Source organism: Paraburkholderia phenazinium, assembly GCF_900142845.1.
Taxonomy (GTDB): Bacteria; Pseudomonadota; Gammaproteobacteria; order Burkholderiales; family Burkholderiaceae; genus Paraburkholderia; species Paraburkholderia phenazinium_A.
This window is the reverse complement of the sequence record NZ_FSRU01000001.1, coordinates 575,870-593,564: the sequence shown is the minus strand read 5'-3', so window position 1 is coordinate 593,564 and position 17,695 is coordinate 575,870. Positions and strand designations below refer to the sequence as shown.

Genomic DNA, 17,695 nt, shown 5'->3' with positions numbered 1-17,695 from the left:
TAGCTATTTCATTTATTTTCAATTGAAATGAAAGTACTCGATCTCGATGCGGTACGCGCCTTCGTTCTGGTCGCCGATCTGCACAGTTTTACGCGTGCGGCCGACGCGCTCGACACCACGCAATCCGCCGTCTCCCTGAAGCTCAAACGGCTGGAGGCGCATCTCGGCAAGCAACTGGTGGAACGGACACCGCGGGTGGTGCGGCTCTCCGCAGACGGCACCGCGTTTCTCGGCGCCGCGCGCGACCTGCTGAACGCGCATGAACGGGCGCTCGGCGCGCTGTCGGTGGAGCGGCGCAGGCTCGCGCTGGGTCTGAGCGAGCACGTCGCGAGCACCGACCTGACGGATCTGCTGGCGAAGCTGAACGCTTACGATCCAGGATTGGTGATCGAATTGCATCTCGGCACGTCGACAGCGCTGCTCGCGCAGTTCGACGAACGACGGCTCGACGCGGTGATCGTCCGCTCCACACCGGACGAGGCGCCGCGTGACGATGCGAGCGTGCTTTTCAGCGAACCGCTCGTCTGGCTGGCCGCGCCGGCATGGCTACCGCGCGTCGGCGAACCACTGCCGCTCGCGCTGCTGACGGCGCCGTGCAATGTGCGGGCGGTTGCGATCCATGCGTTGGATGAAGCGGGTGTGGCATGGCGCGAGGCGTTTATCGGCGGCGGGGTGGCGACTGTCGGCGCAGCGGCTGCGGCTGGGCTCGCCGTGGCGCCGTTGGCGCGACGGGTAGCGCCGCGCGGGTTGATCGACGTCGGCGCGCGGCTCGGCTTGCCGACATTGCCTGAATCGCGCGTGGCGCTGCATTCGCGGTTGCGCGATCCGCGCTCTTTGGAGACGTTGCGGTTGTTGACGGAGGGGTTGGGGAGCGGGGGCTGAGCCCCGGATTCAATGCAGGATCGGCGGTAGATTGCGGGCCCCGGCGGCGGAGTTCGTCGCGGTGTTCGCGCTCGCCATCTTGACCGCCTTGCTCGGCACGCCCTTGCTCCGCACAGTCTTGACCGGCTTACCCGCCGCACTCTTCGCCACGAGCTTGCCATGAGGTTTAACCTGATGCGCGGCGTGCAGCGACGGCTTCTTCTTCGGCTCAACCTTCAGCCGCTTGCTCTTGCCGGTCACCACCGCCTTGGCCGCCACCTTCGTGCTCGCCGGCGCATGCCCCTTGACCCGCTTCGGCGCGTGTCTGGCCTCAGGCGGATTCCACACCTCGGCGTACTGCGCTGCCTGCGCCGTTACTGCACAACACGCTACTGCCACCACCGCTACCGCCACTGCTCGCACCCACATCACCTGCCGCTCCTGATCGTCGATTACCTGTCTCGCATCTATCCTGCTGGGACGCGATTATACCCAATTTGTCCTTGCAATAATCCACATCTGGACTAATATTGATACAAAGTACAGATAAGGACCAACCTCCATGCCACACGCCGCCCGTGTCTCCCATGACGACCCGCCGCTACGCCGGCCCGTCACGGAACCCTCGCTGACCGAAATGTCGGCGGCGGGCCTGCGTGCGTTCTTCAAGATCGCCGGCGACTGGGATTTGAACACGGAGGAACAGATCGTCCTGCTCGGCTCGCCGGGCCGCTCGACCTTCTTCAAGTGGAAGGCGGAACCGCAAACCGCCCGCCTGGGGCGCGACACGCTCGAGCGGCTTTCGCTGCTGCTCGGCATTTACAAAGCACTGCAGATCTTGTTGCCACAACCGGCCGCCGCCGACGGCTGGGTCAAACGTCCCAATAGCGCGCCGCCGTTCGGCGGGCGCCGCGCGCTCGACCGGATGCTCGCCGGCAATATCAGCGACCTCGTCGCCGTACGCCAGTATCTCGACGCAATGCGAGGCGGCTGGGCGTGACTGAACTGCATTGGCAGGACCGCTGGCGCGTCGCGCCGCTCGACTGGTCGCCCGCGTATCGCGTGATTCCCACGCGTTTTCCGGCGGTGAATCTGTTCGACCGCGTCGCCACTCCCGAAGACTTCGATGCGCTTTACGCGCTCGAAGCGATGACCAACGACCGTCTGCGCACCGAAGTGGGTGAGCTCGAACTGGTGCCACGCGAAGAGCGGCGATTCGGTCCGGGCTACGGACCGATCATGGCCGCGTTGACTCATCTGAATCCGCTCGGCAGCCGCTTCTCGGATGGCAGCTACGGTGTGTTCTACTGCGCCCGTTCGCGCGCCACCGCGATTGCGGAAACGCGCTATCACACGGGTCAATTCCTCGCGGCCACCGCCGAAGCGCCAACGCGTCAACAGATGCGGCTGTACACGGTGATCGCGAGTGGCGAGGTGGTGGATTTGCGCGACGACGCGTCGCTCGATCCCGCGGTCCTCTCGCCGCACGATTATCTTCCGGGGCAAGCGATTGGGCGCGCGGTGCGCGCAGCGGGAGCGCCGGGGATCGCGTATCCGTCCGTGCGAGATCCCGGCGGCGAATGCCTTGCGGCGTTCAGAACCGCGCTGCTGAGGGACTGCCATCACGCGGCGTATCTGGAATACAACTGGAACGGCAGCGCCGTCGATATGGTGTTCGAGCTGAATCAGGTGGGGTAGGTCAAGACACCCCGGTCAAGCCAACGCGCTCAAGGCAACGCCAGCGCCGCGGCGCCTTCCGCGCGCGCCATGTCCACCGTCACGGACCAGCGCTGCGGCTTGCGGGCCTCGACCATGGTCAGCTTGCCGCCCGGCCCGAACGCGCCCGTATCGATGAACACCTGCGCGCCGATCTGCTGGATGCTGCGCATCGGCGTATGCCCGCAGTAAGTCAGCGACAGACTGAGCTGCCGCGTGGGATCGCCGTTGCCCATGGCGAGCTGACGTCCCCATAGCAGTTGCTGCCGCTCGTCGGCGGAAAACTCGCCGGTATCGAGATCGGCATCGGTTCCGAAGAATTCGGCATGCAGCACATTGAAGCGCTCATTGCCGCTGCCGATCACCCGCGCAAGCGGCAAGCCGCTCAGCCGCTGCGCATAATGGCGCAGCTTCTCATCGGACAATTGGGCCGCCCACGTGCCGCCAATGCCGTACCACCACTGCCGGCGCAAGCGCCCTTCCGCCACGGCGCATAGCGTGTCTTCGTGATTGCCGAGGACCGCATAGAACCAGGGCTTGTCGAGCAGGGCCAGCGCCTCTTCGGACTGCGTGCCGCGATCGATCAGATCGCCAACCGAAAACAGCCGGTCGCGCGACGGATCGAAGGCCGCCTCGCGCAGCAAATAGCGCAACGCATCCACGCAACCATGCAGATCGCCCACGACAAAGTCGCGACCGGTGCGGTTGACGGGATGATGTTCGACAGCGGTGACGAGTGTGGATGCCATGCGACCATGATAGAACGCGAACGCAAAGCGCGTATGCGAGGTTTCTATCTTTTCTCCGACGCTTGACGGGCACCCCGCCCCGCGTTTTCCGACTCGACGGCGCAATCCGGAAAACCCTGCCGGATTGCGCCGTTCTGGTGCGGCGTCAAGCGGTCATTGTTGCTGAGCCCGCAACTTGGCCACGGTATCGACGGTCACAATGGCTTGCGGGTTGCCGAACTGTTTGGTCACGTAGTTGGTGATCGCGGCCACCTGATCGTCGGTCAGTTCTGCGCCAAATGCGGGCATCAGCACGTCGGCCTGTTTCGTGGTGCGGCTGACGCCGTGCAGAATCACCATCGCCAGGTTGTTCGGATCGCTCGCGCCGGCCGTCGTGTTGTGGATCAGCGCCGGATACGCGCCGGCCGCGCTCGCGCCCACACCTTGCCCGGTCCAGTTGTGGCACGACGCGCAATTGGCGACGAACAGTTGCGCACCGTTCACGGTCGTAACCTCGGTGCCGCGCAGCGCGGTCACGTCGTGAGCGGGCATGCCCCACTGGTCGCGTGGATGCGTCTCGCCGCCAATCACAGGCGCAACCGAACGCAAGTACATGATGATCGAGGTCACATCCTCAGAGGTCAGATACTGCGTGCTGTCCTCCACGACCTGAGCCATCGGCCCCGCTGCATTTGCACGGCCCGGCACCGCGCCGGTCGAGAGATAGCCGGCCAGTTCCGCATCGCTCCAGTTGCCCACGCCGCTGTTCTTGTCGGGCGTGATATTGAAGGCGTGCCAGCCGGCCTGGGTGGCGCCGGAGAAGCGGTCGCTGGTTTTCAATCCTTGCAGGATGTTGCGCGGCGTATGGCATTCCTCGCAGTGCGCCAACCCTTCCACCAGATACGCGCCGCGATTCCATTCCGCGCTCTGCTTGGGATCGGGTACGAAGCGGCCCTCGGTGAAATTGAACATGTTCCAGAACACCATCAGCCAGCGCTGGTTGAACGGGAAGCTCATCTGGTTGCGCGGCGGCGCGTAATGGATCGGCGCGAGCGTGTTCAGATACGCGCGGATCGCCAGCACATCCTGGCCGGTGACCTTGGTGTACTCGACATACGGGAACGCCGGATAGAGCCGCTCGCCGCCCTTGCCGATGCCTTGCTGCATCGCCCGCATGAAATCGCTGTCGGTCCACTGGCCGATGCCGGTATCCGGATCCGGCGTGATGTTCGGTGTGTAGATCGTGCCGAACGGCGTGTTGATCGGCAGGCCGCCGGCGAACGGGCGGCTCTTGTCGGCCGTGTGACAGGCCACGCAATCGCCGGCGCGTGCGAGGTATTCGCCGCGCTTCACCAGACCCGGATCGGCCGCGGCCGTCGCCGCCGGCTGTGTGGATTGCGCCGGGTCGTCGGCCAGCGCCTGCGTGATCGGCGATTCGTCGTCATGGCGCGTCGGCGGATCGTAGGCCTCATGCCAGGCGAGGTACAACGCAAACAGCGAGAACGCAGCCGCGAGCGTCGCCATCCGGACGCGGCGGCGGCGCGCGACCTGTGCAAGCGATCCGGCCGGCTGCACGCGAGACGTCTTGTTCGTCATGGTGGCTCTCCGTGGGCTCGGGTCAGATTTCATGCTTCAGCTTGTCGGCCAGCTTCAGCGACAAGGCGGCAATCGTCAGCGTGCAGTTCACCGACGCGGCGGTGGGCATCACGGCGCTGCTCGCGATGAACAGATTCGAATGATCGTGCGTACGGCAATCCGCATCGACGACTGAATCCGCCGGATCGCTGCCCATGATCGTCGTGCCCATGATGTGATTGTTGGGCGCGAAGGTATCGTCGAACGACACTTCGGCGCCGCCGAACAGGCTCGCAATCTGCGCATACAGTTCGTGCGTGTTCGCCGCGCTCTTCTTCACGTAGTCGTTGATCGAGTAGTAGATCTCCGGCTGCGGAATGCCGATCGAATCCTTGTGATCCGCCGACGGCACGATGCGATTCTGCGGTTCGGCCAGATGTTCGTGGAAGCTGTTGATGTTCAGCGTGCGCGCGGCACGGTCGCGAATCTGACGGTCGAGTTCGGCGCCCGTGACACCCTGTTTGATCAGATCGGCAGTGACGGACATTGTCGGCACGCCGTTGGAGAGATGCAGCTTCTTCGCCGCGTAGTCGGAGCGGAACGCGCCGTCGCGGAAGTTCACCACCGAGGTCATTTCCATCGGCCCACGCCCTGGCCACAACGGCTCGTTGGCGAGGAAGGTCACCCCTGTGCCCGGATGGTCCATCAGATTGCGGCCCACCTGGTCCGAACTGTTGCCGATACCATGCGGGAATTTGTCGGAGGTCGACATCAGCATCAGCTTGGGCGTTTCGATGCCGTTCGCCGCGAGCACGAACAGCTTGCCGGTCACGCGTGTGCTGTTGCCGTTCGGATCCTTGTAGTGAACCGCGGTGATGAGCCCTTTGTTGTCGGCTTCGACGCGGTACACCACCGCTTCGGGAATCAGCTTCGCGCCCGCCTGTTCCGCTTTCTCCGCGTGGACCACGCCGTTATACATGGCAGCGATCGGACAGATCGGCATGCAATTGTTGTTGCCGCAACAGGTTGGGCGGGCATCGTAAGGCCGGCTGTTGCGCGCCACCGGCTCGGGCACCACCTTGAAGCCTTGCGCGTTGAGCACGTCGCTAAAGCGCTGGTCCATGTACGACAACGGCAACTGGCTCATCGGATAAGGCTTCGAACGCGGCGAGCCGAGATCGATCGTGCTGTCGGGACCGGACACGCCAAGCTGCACTTCAGCGGCGAAGTACCACGGCTCGAGTGTTTCATACGGATAGGGCCAGTCGCGGCCCACGCCGTAGAGTTTCTTCAACTGGAAATCGGACGGCAAGAGCCGCCATGCAGCCGCAGCCCAGTGCCAGGTGGTGCCGCCCACCAGTCGCACGTACTGCGAATTGTAGGGATAGTCGCCTTTCTGGATCAGGTAGTTGTTGGCGGGCGCATATTCTGGATGAGGCGCGTAGGGCGTCGAAGGATAAGGCGTCGCAAAATCGGACTTGGCCGGTGAATTGCGAAAGTTCTCGACGATCTGCCAGCGCGGAATACGCGGCCCGGCTTCGAGCAGGATCACCGATGCGCCGGCAAGCGCCATCTGATGCGCGACCAGACCGCCCGCCACGCCCGAGCCGACTACGACGATATCGGCGGAATTGGAATTTGCCATTGTTGCCCTCTGCTGGCTTATCGTTGCTTGCTGATTGACGCATGCTGTGGTCGCGGATGACACATGACACGACGCAGGGCACGCTCGAGAGGCATGCCGTGCTTCAAGCGCCGGCGGGCTTTTGCGTCCAGTAGAACGGCACGTCGCGGCAATACGACGGAATCGTCAGCACGTCCTTGACGGGATCGAACATCAGCGCGCTTTCGTAGGCCACCACCTGGACATGCGGCATCTCGCCGACGAGGCCGAGATACCAGCCGCGCATGACGGCGCTAACCGTCTTTGCAAGCGCCGGCTGATCGGCCTGCAAGGCTTGCGTCACCGTATCCGAGGGCACACCGCCGTGGCTTTGCAGCCAGGTGTTGAGAGCGGCGACGTTCTGCGTGAACTGGCTGTCGGAACGGGCCAAAGCATCGTAGACGCGCTTGCTGAGCACCGGGTCGAAGCCGGTGCGAGCGGTGAGATGCTGCGAAAGGGCGAGGAAAGCGTCGAGGCCGCCGCCTGCGGGCGCGTCGGCAAAAGCTGGGGTGAGTCCGAACGGCGTCGCGAAACGCCCGGCGCTGGTGAACGCCAGCGCGGCAGCGGCCGCGCATGCGCCGAGCAGCCAGGTGCGGCGGCCGGCGGAATGGGCATGCGTCACCTCACGGTGCGCAGCGTTCTCATCTTTCTCTTGAACATCTGTCATGGGCGCTCCACAGATGATGAGTCAATGTTCAACCAGCCCACTCGCAAGACAACGGCATGCTGCCGCTACGGGTTTCCGGTTGTCCGCCCCAAACCTGGTCTGTGCCGCTCAAGCGGTCTCATTCGTCATTGAAAGCCCAACGCAAGGCCGTTGCGAAAGACTATAGCCGTCTCGCGACCATTCGACAATTGGTGCCCGAGGCGCAGGGTAGAATCAACGACGCTCAATTCTGCTTAACAGTGCTGCGCCGGTACAGCGCAGCCTCACCTTGATAGCCCATGCCAACGAATATTTATCCGCAGGTTCTACGCAACCGACCGCGCATGGTCGCCGCACTTGTCATCGGCATCGTCGTCGCCCTGGCGGTGCCCTCGCACATGCGGCCAATGGTGCGCGTGCTCGCCGCGTGGGACCTCGCGATATGGACGTACCTCGTGCTCATCTGGATTCACATGGCCACCGCCCATGAGGACCAGGTCCTCGAGTTCGCGCAACGCGACGACGAAAACGCCGGCGTCGTGCTGTTCGTGATCTGCCTCGCCACTCTGGCGAGCATTGCGGCCATCGTCCTCGAACTGGCGTCGGCGAAAAACCTTGGCGCCGCGTCGACGCTCGCGCACTATCTGCTCACCGGCCTGACAATGTTCGGTGCCTGGTTCCTGATTCCGACCATCTTCACGCTGCATTACGCACGGCTCTACTACGCCAACCCGGACGAGACCGCGTTGCTGTTCCCCGATAGCAAGCTGAAGCCGAACTATTGGGACTTCCTGTACTTCTCGTTCACGATTGCGGTGGCCTCGCAGACGTCGGACGTCGTGCTCCGCTCGCGCTCGATCCGCCGTGCCGCGCTGGCGCAATCCATCCTCTCGTTCTACTTCAACGTGGCCGTGCTGGGCCTGTGTGTCAATATCGCAGCCGGCCTGCTCGGTTCGTAATGCAAGCAGCGTCCTGCAGCAGCCCGCTGTCAGGACGCTACCGGCAATCCTCGCCCTTCTGTGTAAAACCGCCCTACCGCGCCACGCCTTACACGCCGGCTGAAAGCGAGACGCCCCGGCGGCGTCCCCCGCCCACGCGCCCCTCCCTTCCTTTTTCGCCGCAACCTGTCTCGCTGGCACAACGCTTGCTGAAAGCCTTGTATTTACCTGGTCCAGAACCGCGTGACTGGCGCATGCGCGTGCGTAGTGTTCGTTACTGCCCTGCGGGCAATCGATCTTTGCACTACATTGACCAGTACGCGCGCTGATTTTTCACAGCGCGCGGCCTCCGGCTCTGGAAGCCCCAATGAGCGGTGTGATCGCATTTCGATGCATCCATATCGCGGCAGGACGAATCTGGAAACGACCGATGGAACCTTCACAAAGGTATGCGCCGCGGATCTATTTTCTCCACTCTCTCCTGGTCGGGCCGCTTGATGCATGGCCGGCGCAGTTCGCGCACGCGGCCGCGCTGGGCTTCGATCACGTCCTGATCGGCGCGCTGTTCCAGCCCGGACGGGCTGGGCATGCGCAGATCGTCAGCGATCACCGTCATCTGCACCCCGTGTTCGAGGCGCAGCAAGGCGGGCCCGAAGCGCTGCGCAGCCTCGCTGGCGCCGCGCGTCAACACGGCCTGAGCCTGCTCGCCGACCTCGTAATCGATCGGGTCGCCGCGGATGGCGTGCTGTTCGCCGAACATCCGGACTGGTTCCACCCGTTCGAATCGGAGGAGGCGCGGCTCGATCCGCGCCATGCGCATCGTGAAGACAACGTTGCCTATGTGAACTTCGGCAACGAAGGCAACACGGCTGCGCTGCTCGACTGGTGGACCCGCGAACTGCTCACGCTGGCGGAAGCCGGCGTCAGCGGCTTTCGTTTCGACTCGCCGCACCGCGTGCCGGCCGCCTTCTGGCGCCAGCTTGGTGCAGCCGTACGGGCGCAGTACCCCGAGGTGCGCTTTCTCGCGGCGACGCCCGGTCTGGCGCGCGGCGATCTGCTGCCTCTGGAGGAAGCGGGTTTCGACAGCGTGTTTTCTTCCGTGCGCTGGTGGGACTTCCGCGCCAGTTGGCTCACGGACGAGCATGCCGCGCTGAGTCGCATCGGCGCGCCGATCGCCTTCCCGGAAGCGCCCTACGGCAGCCGCCTCGCCGCCGACCTCGACGACGTGCACGACGCCTCGATGCTCGAACGCGCCTACCGCCGCGCGCTCTTCACTGCTGCGGCGACCGGCACCGGCTGGCTGATCCCGATGGGCTTCGAATACGGTATCGCGCAATCGATGTCCTACACCCGTGGGCACGCCGCGCAGTTCGCCGAGCTGTGCAAAGCGCCGCGTTTCGACCTCTCCGAGCCGATCAGGCATGCCAACGCCGTCTTACGCGATTCCCCAGCGCTGCAAAGCGTCGGCGAACTGCGCGCGCTCAGCGGGCCGAGTACCCCTGCCGCCGTACTATTGCGAGGCGATAACCTCGATCTGCGCGACAGCCAGCAAGCGACGCTGATCGTCATCAACCCGGACCTCGGCATGCCGGTGCCGGTCGATCCCGCGCGCTTTCTCGCCGGCGTGCCGGGCAATTTCACCCGCTTTGTGTCGCTCGACGCCGCGGGGCATGCGACTCCTGCCGCCCTACCGACCTTCACGCTGGCGCCGGGTGCCTGCCGCCTGTTCGCCGCGCAGGCCGACAAGCCGGTGCGGCTCGCGCCGCCCATCGACAAGGCGGGCAGCAAGCGCAGCGGCCGTAAATCCGTGCTGGAGGCGATTGCCGCGCCGCGCGTGGCGATCGAAAGCGTGACGCCGTCGGTCGACTATGGACGCTTCGTCGTCAAGCGCACGGTCGGCGAGCGGGCCGAGGTGATGGCCGCGATCTTCGCGGAAGGGCACGACAAGATCGCGGCCGCCGTGGTATGGCGCGCCGCCGATGAAACCGCCTGGCACGAAGTCCCGATGCTCCCCGCGCCGCCCGCCGGCCTCGACCTCTGGCACACGCGCATCCCGCTCGAACGGGTGGGCCGGCACGAATTCACCGTGATCGCGTGGCGCGACGACTTCGCCTCGCTGGTCGAGCACGTGCAGAAGAAACTGAAGGCCGGGCAAACCGTCGAGCTCGAAGTGGATGAAGCCAGCCACCTGTTTGCGCTGGTGCTGGCCGAGGTGGAAACGGTGGAAGGCGCGGTGACCGAGCCGCTTGAGCATATCGTCAAGGTCTTCGCCAAAGCGGACCTGGACACACGCATCGCGCTGCTGCTCGCACCCACCACCGCCAAGGCGATGGCGGCGGCGCGCCACCGGCCGTTCCTGACGCGCGACCCGGTCATCTACCGGATCGACGCCGAGCGGACCGCCGCGCGCTTCGCGAGCTGGTACGAGATCTTCCCGCGTTCGATGAGCGACGACGAAGCGCGCCACGGCACCTTCGCGGATGTCACGAAGAAACTGCCGCGCATCCGCGACATGGGTTTCGACGTGCTGTACTTCCCGCCGATCCACCCCATCGGCGTCGCCAACCGCAAGGGCCGCAACAACACCTTGAATGCACAGCCGGGCGACGTGGGCAGCCCGTATGCGATCGGCGGCGAGGAAGGCGGCCACACGGCCGTTCATCCGCAACTCGGCACACTCGACGACTTCAAGCAGATGCTCGCCGCCGCGCACGAGCATGGCCTTGAGATCGCGCTCGACTTCGCGATCCAGTGCTCGCCGGATCACCCCTGGCTGAAAGAGCATCCCACCTGGTTCGCCTGGCGTCCGGACGGCACGCTGCGCTATGCGGAAAATCCGCCGAAGAAGTACCAGGACATCGTCAACCCGGATTTCTATGCGCACGACGCCAAGCCCGATTTGTGGCTCGCGTTGCGCGACGTGATCCTGTTCTGGATCGAAGCGGGCGTGCATATTTTCCGCGTCGACAATCCGCATACGAAACCGCTGCCGTTCTGGGAATGGATGATCGGCGACGTGCGCGCCCGCCATCCCGACACGATCTTCTTCGCGGAAGCCTTCACGCGGCCACGCATGATGTACCGGCTCGGCAAGATCGGTTTTTCGCAGTCGTACACGTATTTCACGTGGCGCGAGTCGAAGCGCGATTTCACCGAGTATCTGACCGAGCTCACGCAGACCGATGTCCGCGAGTACTACCGGCCGAATTTCTTCGTCAACACGCCGGATATCAACCCGCGGCATCTGCAGTCCCAGGGACGCTCCGGCTTCCTGATTCGCGCCGCCCTTGCAGCGACGCTCTCGGGACTGTGGGGCGTGTATAGCGGTTTCGAGCTGTGCGAGGCCGCCGCGCTGCCGAACAGCGAGGAATATCTCGACTCCGAAAAGTATCAACTGCGTGCGTGGGACTGGAACCGGCCCGGCAATATCGTCGGCGAGATCAGCGCCTTGAACCGGATCCGGCGTGCGAACCCCGCACTGCAATCGCATCTGGGCGTCACGTTTCTGACGGCGCACAATGACCACATCCTGTTCTTCGAGAAAGCCACCGAAGCGCGCGACAACGTGGTCGTCGTCGCCATCAATCTCGATCCGTTCAACGAACAGGGCGCCGACGTGGAGCTTTCCTGGGCCACCTTTGCCCACTGGCATCTGCACGATCAGGCAGCGCTCGAAGTGGTCGACCAGATGACCGGCGCGCGCTTCGAATGGTATGGCCGCTGGCAGCACGTGCGGCTCAATCCCGGTGCGATGCCGTTCGCCATCTGGCGCATCGCGCCCGTTGGCGGACTGCCGGCCGAGCCCCCCAGCGCAGACGACGACAGCGGCAGCCATGCAGACGCTGGCTACCAACCCCCGACCGAAGGTGCGTAATGAAACGTGACGATCCGACCGAGAGCACGTCGCAAGCCCACGCCGCAGTGGCCGCCAGCAGCCGCATCGCGAAAGCAAAGCCGGCCCGGCGCGGCAAGGTATCGGCCCTGAGCGACGACCCGCTCTGGTACAAAGACGCGATCATCTATCAGGTGCATATCAAGTCGTTCTTCGATGCGAACAACGACGGCGTCGGCGACTTTCCTGGGCTGATTGCCAAGCTCGACTACATCGCCGAACTCGGCGTGAACGCGATCTGGCTGCTGCCGTTCTATCCGTCGCCGCGTCGCGACGACGGCTACGATATCGCCGACTATCGCAACGTCCATCCGGACTACGGACAATTGTCCGACGTGAAGCACTTCATTCAGGAAGCGCACGCACGCGGTATTCGTGTGATTACCGAACTGGTCATCAACCATACGTCAGACCAGCATCCGTGGTTTCAGCGCGCACGGCGCGCGAAGCCCGGCTCGAATCATCGCAACTTTTATGTCTGGTCCGATACGGACGAGAAATACACCGGCACGCGGATCATCTTTATCGACAGCGAGCCTTCGAACTGGACGCACGATCCGGTGGCGGGTGCGTATTACTGGCACCGCTTCTATTCGCACCAGCCCGATCTGAACTTCGACAATCCCGCTGTGCTGAAGGAAGTGCTGCAGGTGATGCGCTTCTGGCTCGACATGGGCATCGACGGTCTCCGGCTGGATGCGGTGCCGTATCTCGTGGAACGCGAGGGCACCAACAACGAGAACCTGCCGGAAACGCATGCGATCCTGAAGAAGATTCGCGCCACCATCGACGCCGAATATCCGAACCGGATGCTGCTCGCCGAAGCGAACCAGTGGCCGGAAGACGTGAAGGAATATTTCGGCGACGAAGACGAATGCCATATGGCGTTCCACTTCCCGCTGATGCCGCGCATCTACATGTCGATCGCGAGCGAAGACCGCTTCCCGATCACCGACATCATGCGGCAGACGCCGGATCTCGCGGAAACGAATCAGTGGGCGATTTTCCTGCGCAATCACGACGAACTGACGCTCGAGATGGTCACGGATTCGGAGCGCGACTATTTGTGGAACACCTACGCGAGCGATCGCCGCGCGCGATTGAACCTTGGCATCCGGCGCCGTCTTGCGCCGTTGATGGAGCGCGACCGCCGGCGCATCGAGCTGATCAACTCGCTGCTGCTGTCGATGCCCGGCACGCCCGTGATCTATTACGGCGACGAACTGGGTATGGGCGACAACATCCACCTCGGCGACCGCGACGGCGTGCGCACGCCGATGCAATGGTCCTCGGACCGTAACGGCGGCTTCTCGCGCGCCGATCCGGAGCAACTGGTCTTGCCGCCGGTGATGGGCTCGCTCTACGGTTTCGATGCGGTCAACGTCGAAGCGCAGAGCCGCGATCCGCACTCGCTGCTGAACTGGACGCGCCGCATGCTCGCCACGCGCCGCGCCAAGCAGACCTTTGGGCGCGGCACGATCCGCTTCCTGAAGCCGGCCAACCGCAAGATTCTGGCGTATCTGCGCGAGTTGCCGGGTGAGCCGACTATTCTGTGCGTCGCGAATCTCTCGCGCGCCCCGCAGGCGGTCGAACTCGATCTGTCCGAATTCGCAGGCTCGGTGCCGATCGAAATGACCGCGGACTCCGTGTTCCCCGCAATCGGTCAGCTCACCTATCTGCTGACGTTTCCGCCCTACGGCTTTCTGTGGTTCCTCATCTGCCCGGGCAATCAGCGTCCCACCTGGGCGCAGGCCCACTCGGAGCCGCTGCCCGAGTTCGTGACGATTGTGATCCGCGAAGGTCAGGCAGGCCCGACGCCGGAAAACGTCCGGCTGCTCGAATCCGAAGTGTTGCCTTCGTGGTTGAGCCGGCGCCGCTGGTTTGCGTCCAAAGACCAGCCCTTGCACGCGGTGCGCCTGGCGGCCCTCACGACGATCCCGAACGGCGGCTTCGCCTTCACCGAGATCGAAGCGGACGTCGGCGACCACACCGAGCGCTATGTGCTGCCCATCGCCATCACGTGGGGCGGCGAGACCACCACGCCGTTGTTCATGCAACTGGCGCTGGCGCGCGTGCGCCGCGGCCGCAACGTCGGTCATCTGACCGACGCCTTCGCCCTGCCGATCTTCGCGCATAACGTCCTGCGCAAGCTGCGCGAACGTGCGGTCGTGCCAACGGTGCAAAAGAGCGAGATCTGCTTCATTCCCACCGACCGGCTCGCCGAGATCGACCTCGGCGACCGCCCCGAAATTCGCTGGCTCGCCGCTGAGCAGAGCAACAGTTCGCTGATCATCGCGGATGCGATCGTGCTCAAGCTGGTGCGGCGGCTCGTGAGCGGCATCCATCCCGAAGCCGAAATCAGCCGCTATCTGACGAAGATCGGTTACGCCAACACGGCGCCGCTCTACGGCGAAGTGGTGCGTATCGATCCGGCCGGCGTGCCGCACACGCTGTGCATCCTGCAAGGCTTCATCGACAACCAGGGCGACGCGTGGAACTGGGCGCTCGATTACCTGCGCCGCACGATCGACGACCTCGCGCTCGCGGTCGATGCCGACGACGCCGCGCCCGATCGCGAGAAGGAAGCGCAGGCCATCGAAGGCTATCAGAGCATGGCGGCCACGATCGGCAAGCGCCTCGGCGAGCTGCATGTCGCGCTCGCCTCGCCTTCCGACGATCCGGCCTTCGCGCCCGAAACCGCCACGCCCGAGCAGGTGCAGGCATGGATCGACGGCACGCTGGCCTTGCTCACGTCCGCGCTCGATCTGCTGGCACAACGTGTCGATCAATTGACCGACGACACGCACGACCTGGCCCGCAGTCTGCTCGAGCGGCGCGCCGCATTGACCGAAGCCGTTGCGAAGCTGGTGACCGCCGACGCGGGCGCACTGCGCACGCGCATTCACGGCGACTTCCATCTGGGGCAAGTGCTGGTCGCACAAGGTGACGCGTATCTGATCGACTTCGAGGGCGAACCGGCGCGCTCGCTCGAAGAACGTCGCCAGAAGTCGAGCCCGATGCGCGACGTCGCCGGTTTGCTGCGCTCGTACTCGTATGCCAGCGCCGCGGCGCAATCCACCACGGAAAGCGCGCCGCAGCAGACCGCCGATCGCAAGCGCGCGCTGTTCGACCGCTTCCGCGGCTATGCGGCCGAGAGCTTCCTCGAGGCCTACCGCGCAGCCATCGTCGCGGTGGATCAACCGCTCGTCGCGCCGGCTTCGGAGCAGGCGCTGCTCGATCTGTTCCTGATCGAAAAAGCCGCCTACGAGATCCGCTACGAAGCGGCCAATCGTCCGACGTGGCTCGGCTTGCCGGTGCGCGGTCTCGCCGCGCTCGCGAGCCGGCTGCTCGGCGACACAGGCACTCCCCACGATCCATCGGCGTCCGGCTCGACCGGCGCCACACCGCCTAACCCGGCTGAGGGCGATTATGAGTGAGTACGATCCGACCGCCGGCCTGCAACCGCTCGATCTCGATGCGCTGGTCGAGGCACGCCACCCCGATCCGTTTTCGCAACTGGGCATGCATGAGACCGACGCGGGACCGGTGGTGCGCGCACTGCTGCCGAATGCCGCGCACGTCACGGTGATTGCGCGCGCCGATGGCAAGACGCTCGGCGAATTGCAACAGGTCCATCCCAACGGACTGTTCATCGGCCGTGTCAGCGCCGCCGTGCCGTACCGGCTGCGCATCGACTGGCATGGCCCTCTCCAGGAAATCGAGGACACCTATTCGTTCGGTCCCGTGCTGGGCGATGAACCACTGCATCGGCTCGCGCACGGCGACCCGTACGCGGTACTCGAATGCCTCGGCTCGCGTCCTATGGAAATCGACGGCGTGCCCGGCGTGCGCTTCGCCGTATGGGCGCCGAATGCACGGCGCGTCTCGGTGGTCGGCGACTTCAATTCGTGGGACGGCCGCCGCCATCCGATGCGGCTACGTCATCAGGCTGGCGTGTGGGAACTGTTCGTGCCGCGCGTCGGCCCAGGCACACGCTACAAATACGAACTGCTGGCTCGCGACGGTCATCCGTTGCCGCTGAAGGCCGACCCCTGCGCCATGCAAACCGAACGGCCGCCGGCGACGGCGTCGGTCGTCGCGCATGTCGACGAGATCGAACAGTTTCCGTGGACCGACGATGCCTGGATCCACTCGCGCGGCGCCAACCAAACGCCGCGCTCGCCCATCTCCATCTACGAAGTGCACGCCGAATCCTGGCTGCGTATCGCGGAAGAAGGTCAGCGCAGTCTCGACTGGTCCGAGCTGGCCGACCGTTTGATCCCCTACGTGCAGGGCATGGGCTTTACACACGTCGAATTCATGCCGATCGCCGAGCATCCGTTCGGCGGCTCGTGGGGTTATCAGCCGCTGGGGCAATTCGCGCCGTCGGCGCGCTTCGGCAAACCCGAGCAGTTCGCGCAGTTCGTCAATCGGGCCCACGAAGCCGGGCTCGGCGTGATTCTCGACTGGGTGCCGGCACACTTCCCGAACGACGCACACGGTCTGATCGACTTCGACGGCACGCCGCTCTATGAGCATGCCGATCCGCGCGAAGGCTATCACCAGGATTGGAACACGATGATCTACAACCTCGGCCGCAACGAGGTGAGCGCGTTCCTGGTCGCCTCGGGGCTGGCCTGGCTCAAGCGCTATCACGTGGATGGCCTGCGCGTGGATGCAGTGGCTTCGATGCTGTATCGCGACTATTCGCGCGCGGCGGGCGAATGGGTGCCGAACATCTACGGCGGGCGCGAGAATCTCGAATCGATTGCGTTTCTCAAGCGGCTCAATCATGAAGTCGGCTACGTGCCGGGCGTGCCAGGCGCAATCACCATTGCGGAAGAATCGACGGCGTGGCCCGGCGTCACGGCGCGCGTCGAAGACGGCGGGCTCGGCTTCGAGTTCAAGTGGAACATGGGCTGGATGCACGACACGCTGCACTACCTGCAAGAAGATCCGGTGTACCGGCGCTACCATCACCACAACATGACGTTCGGCATGGTGTACGCCTATTCGGAGTGCTTCGTGTTGCCGCTCTCGCACGACGAGGTGGTGCACGGCAAAGGCTCGCTGCTCGGCAAGATGCCGGGCGACCGCTGGCAACGTTTCGCGAACCTGCGCGCGTATTTCGGTTTCATGTGGACGCATCCCGGCAAGAAGCTGCTCTTCATGGGCGGCGAGTTCGGGCAGATGGCCGAATTCGATCACGACGGTTCGCCACACTGGCATCTGCTCGACGATCCACTCCACCACGGCGCGCAAAAACTGGTGCGCGACCTCAACCTGCTCTATTGCGACGAACCGGCGCTGTACACGCTCGACTGCGAACCCGGCGGCTTCGAATGGCTGATCGGCGACGATAGCGAGAACAGCGTGTTCGCTTTCCGGCGCGTCGACGGCGCGGGCCGCGAACTGGTGATCGTCTGCAACTTCACACCGGTGCCGCGCCTCGGCTATCGCCTCGGCATGCCGCTCGCCGGACGCTGGAGCGAGATTCTCAACACCGACGCCAGCGTGTACGGCGGCTCGAACGTCGGCAACGCTGGCCTGATCTACACCGAGGACATCGCGAGTCACGGCAAGCCGCAATCGGCCTCGCTGATCCTGCCGCCGCTCGCGACGATCGTGCTGCGCGCCGACACGTGAGACGCCGCCGACGAATCGCTTAAAGGAATG

12 protein-coding genes are annotated in these 17,695 nt (G+C 64.5%); 7 read left to right on the top strand and 5 right to left on the bottom strand.

The window, feature by feature from the left end; all coding sequences use genetic code 11:
• Positions 1-27 precede the first annotated feature (27 nt).
• Positions 28-882, top strand: coding sequence for a LysR substrate-binding domain-containing protein (locus BUS12_RS02625; protein ID WP_074294116.1), 855 nt, complete (start codon positions 28-30; stop codon positions 880-882).
• 9 nt (positions 883-891) lie between these two features.
• On the opposite strand, the gene BUS12_RS02620 is transcribed toward BUS12_RS02625, so the two are convergent.
• The gene (locus tag BUS12_RS02620) at positions 892-1,290 is read right to left on the bottom strand and encodes a hypothetical protein (protein WP_074294115.1); all 399 of its coding nucleotides are present in this window, start codon (positions 1,288-1,290) and stop codon (positions 892-894) included.
• Positions 1,291-1,423: 133 nt separating this feature from the next.
• Between BUS12_RS02620 and BUS12_RS02615 the strand changes: the two genes are divergently transcribed.
• Positions 1,424-1,861 (top strand): MbcA/ParS/Xre antitoxin family protein, encoded by a 438-nt coding sequence (locus BUS12_RS02615; protein ID WP_074294114.1) that lies wholly within the window; start codon positions 1,424-1,426, stop codon positions 1,859-1,861.
• Positions 1,858-2,559, top strand: a complete 702-nt coding sequence (locus tag BUS12_RS02610; RefSeq protein WP_074294113.1) for an RES family NAD+ phosphorylase — start codon at positions 1,858-1,860, stop codon at positions 2,557-2,559. Before BUS12_RS02615 ends, BUS12_RS02610 begins: the two co-directional genes overlap by 4 nt.
• Positions 2,560-2,588: 29 nt before the next feature.
• Here the strand turns inward: BUS12_RS02610 and BUS12_RS02605 are convergent, their stop codons facing one another.
• The 4 genes from BUS12_RS02605 to BUS12_RS02590 all read right to left on the bottom strand — a co-directional run bounded on the left by BUS12_RS02605 (position 2,589) and on the right by BUS12_RS02590 (position 7,210).
• Positions 2,589-3,326, bottom strand: coding sequence for a metallophosphoesterase (locus BUS12_RS02605; RefSeq protein WP_083640209.1), 738 nt, complete (start codon positions 3,324-3,326; stop codon positions 2,589-2,591).
• Positions 3,327-3,479: 153 nt separating this feature from the next.
• A complete protein-coding gene (locus BUS12_RS02600) occupies positions 3,480-4,901 on the bottom strand; it encodes a cytochrome c (protein WP_074294111.1) in 1,422 nt (473 codons plus the stop codon).
• 22 nt (positions 4,902-4,923) lie between these two features.
• A complete protein-coding gene (locus BUS12_RS02595; protein ID WP_074294110.1) occupies positions 4,924-6,525 on the bottom strand; it encodes a GMC family oxidoreductase in 1,602 nt (533 codons plus the stop codon).
• 103 nt (positions 6,526-6,628) lie between these two features.
• Positions 6,629-7,210 carry a sugar dehydrogenase complex small subunit gene (locus BUS12_RS02590; RefSeq protein WP_074294109.1) on the bottom strand — a complete coding sequence of 194 codons (582 nt, stop codon included), beginning with the start codon at positions 7,208-7,210 and terminating at the stop codon, positions 6,629-6,631.
• A gap of 278 nt (positions 7,211-7,488) precedes the next feature.
• Here BUS12_RS02590 and BUS12_RS02585 point away from each other — a divergent pair, with 278 nt between their 5' ends.
• The 4 genes from BUS12_RS02585 (at position 7,489) to glgB (ending at position 17,665) form a co-directional block, all read left to right on the top strand.
• Entirely contained in the window at positions 7,489-8,148 is a 660-nt protein-coding gene (locus BUS12_RS02585) for a DUF1345 domain-containing protein (RefSeq protein ID WP_074294108.1), read from the top strand.
• Between the two features lie 409 nt (positions 8,149-8,557).
• On the top strand, positions 8,558-12,001 hold the full coding sequence (locus BUS12_RS02580; RefSeq protein ID WP_074294107.1) for a maltotransferase domain-containing protein: 3,444 nt from the start codon (positions 8,558-8,560) through the stop codon (positions 11,999-12,001).
• Positions 12,001-15,456, top strand: a complete 3,456-nt coding sequence (gene treS, locus BUS12_RS02575; RefSeq protein ID WP_074294106.1) for a maltose alpha-D-glucosyltransferase — start codon at positions 12,001-12,003, stop codon at positions 15,454-15,456. The genes BUS12_RS02580 and treS overlap by 1 nt, the downstream gene beginning before the upstream one ends.
• On the top strand, positions 15,449-17,665 hold the full coding sequence (gene glgB, locus BUS12_RS02570; RefSeq protein ID WP_074294105.1) for a 1,4-alpha-glucan branching protein GlgB: 2,217 nt from the start codon (positions 15,449-15,451) through the stop codon (positions 17,663-17,665). Before treS ends, glgB begins: the two co-directional genes overlap by 8 nt.
• Positions 17,666-17,695 lie beyond the last annotated feature (30 nt).

Coding starts and splice junctions, on each gene's coding strand:
- BUS12_RS02625 (WP_074294116.1), top strand. CDS start 28: ATGAAAGTACTCGATCTCGATGCGGTACGCGCCTTCGTTCTGGTCGCC.
- BUS12_RS02620 (WP_074294115.1), bottom strand. CDS start 1,290: ATGTGGGTGCGAGCAGTGGCGGTAGCGGTGGTGGCAGTAGCGTGTTGT.
- BUS12_RS02615 (WP_074294114.1), top strand. CDS start 1,424: ATGCCACACGCCGCCCGTGTCTCCCATGACGACCCGCCGCTACGCCGG.
- BUS12_RS02605 (WP_083640209.1), bottom strand. CDS start 3,326: ATGGCATCCACACTCGTCACCGCTGTCGAACATCATCCCGTCAACCGC.
- BUS12_RS02600 (WP_074294111.1), bottom strand. CDS start 4,901: ATGACGAACAAGACGTCTCGCGTGCAGCCGGCCGGATCGCTTGCACAG.
- BUS12_RS02595 (WP_074294110.1), bottom strand. CDS start 6,525: ATGGCAAATTCCAATTCCGCCGATATCGTCGTAGTCGGCTCGGGCGTG.
- BUS12_RS02590 (WP_074294109.1), bottom strand. CDS start 7,210: ATGACAGATGTTCAAGAGAAAGATGAGAACGCTGCGCACCGTGAGGTG.
- BUS12_RS02585 (WP_074294108.1), top strand. CDS start 7,489: ATGCCAACGAATATTTATCCGCAGGTTCTACGCAACCGACCGCGCATG.
- BUS12_RS02580 (WP_074294107.1), top strand. CDS start 8,558: ATGGAACCTTCACAAAGGTATGCGCCGCGGATCTATTTTCTCCACTCT.
- treS (WP_074294106.1), top strand. CDS start 12,001: ATGAAACGTGACGATCCGACCGAGAGCACGTCGCAAGCCCACGCCGCA.
- glgB (WP_074294105.1), top strand. CDS start 15,449: ATGAGTGAGTACGATCCGACCGCCGGCCTGCAACCGCTCGATCTCGAT.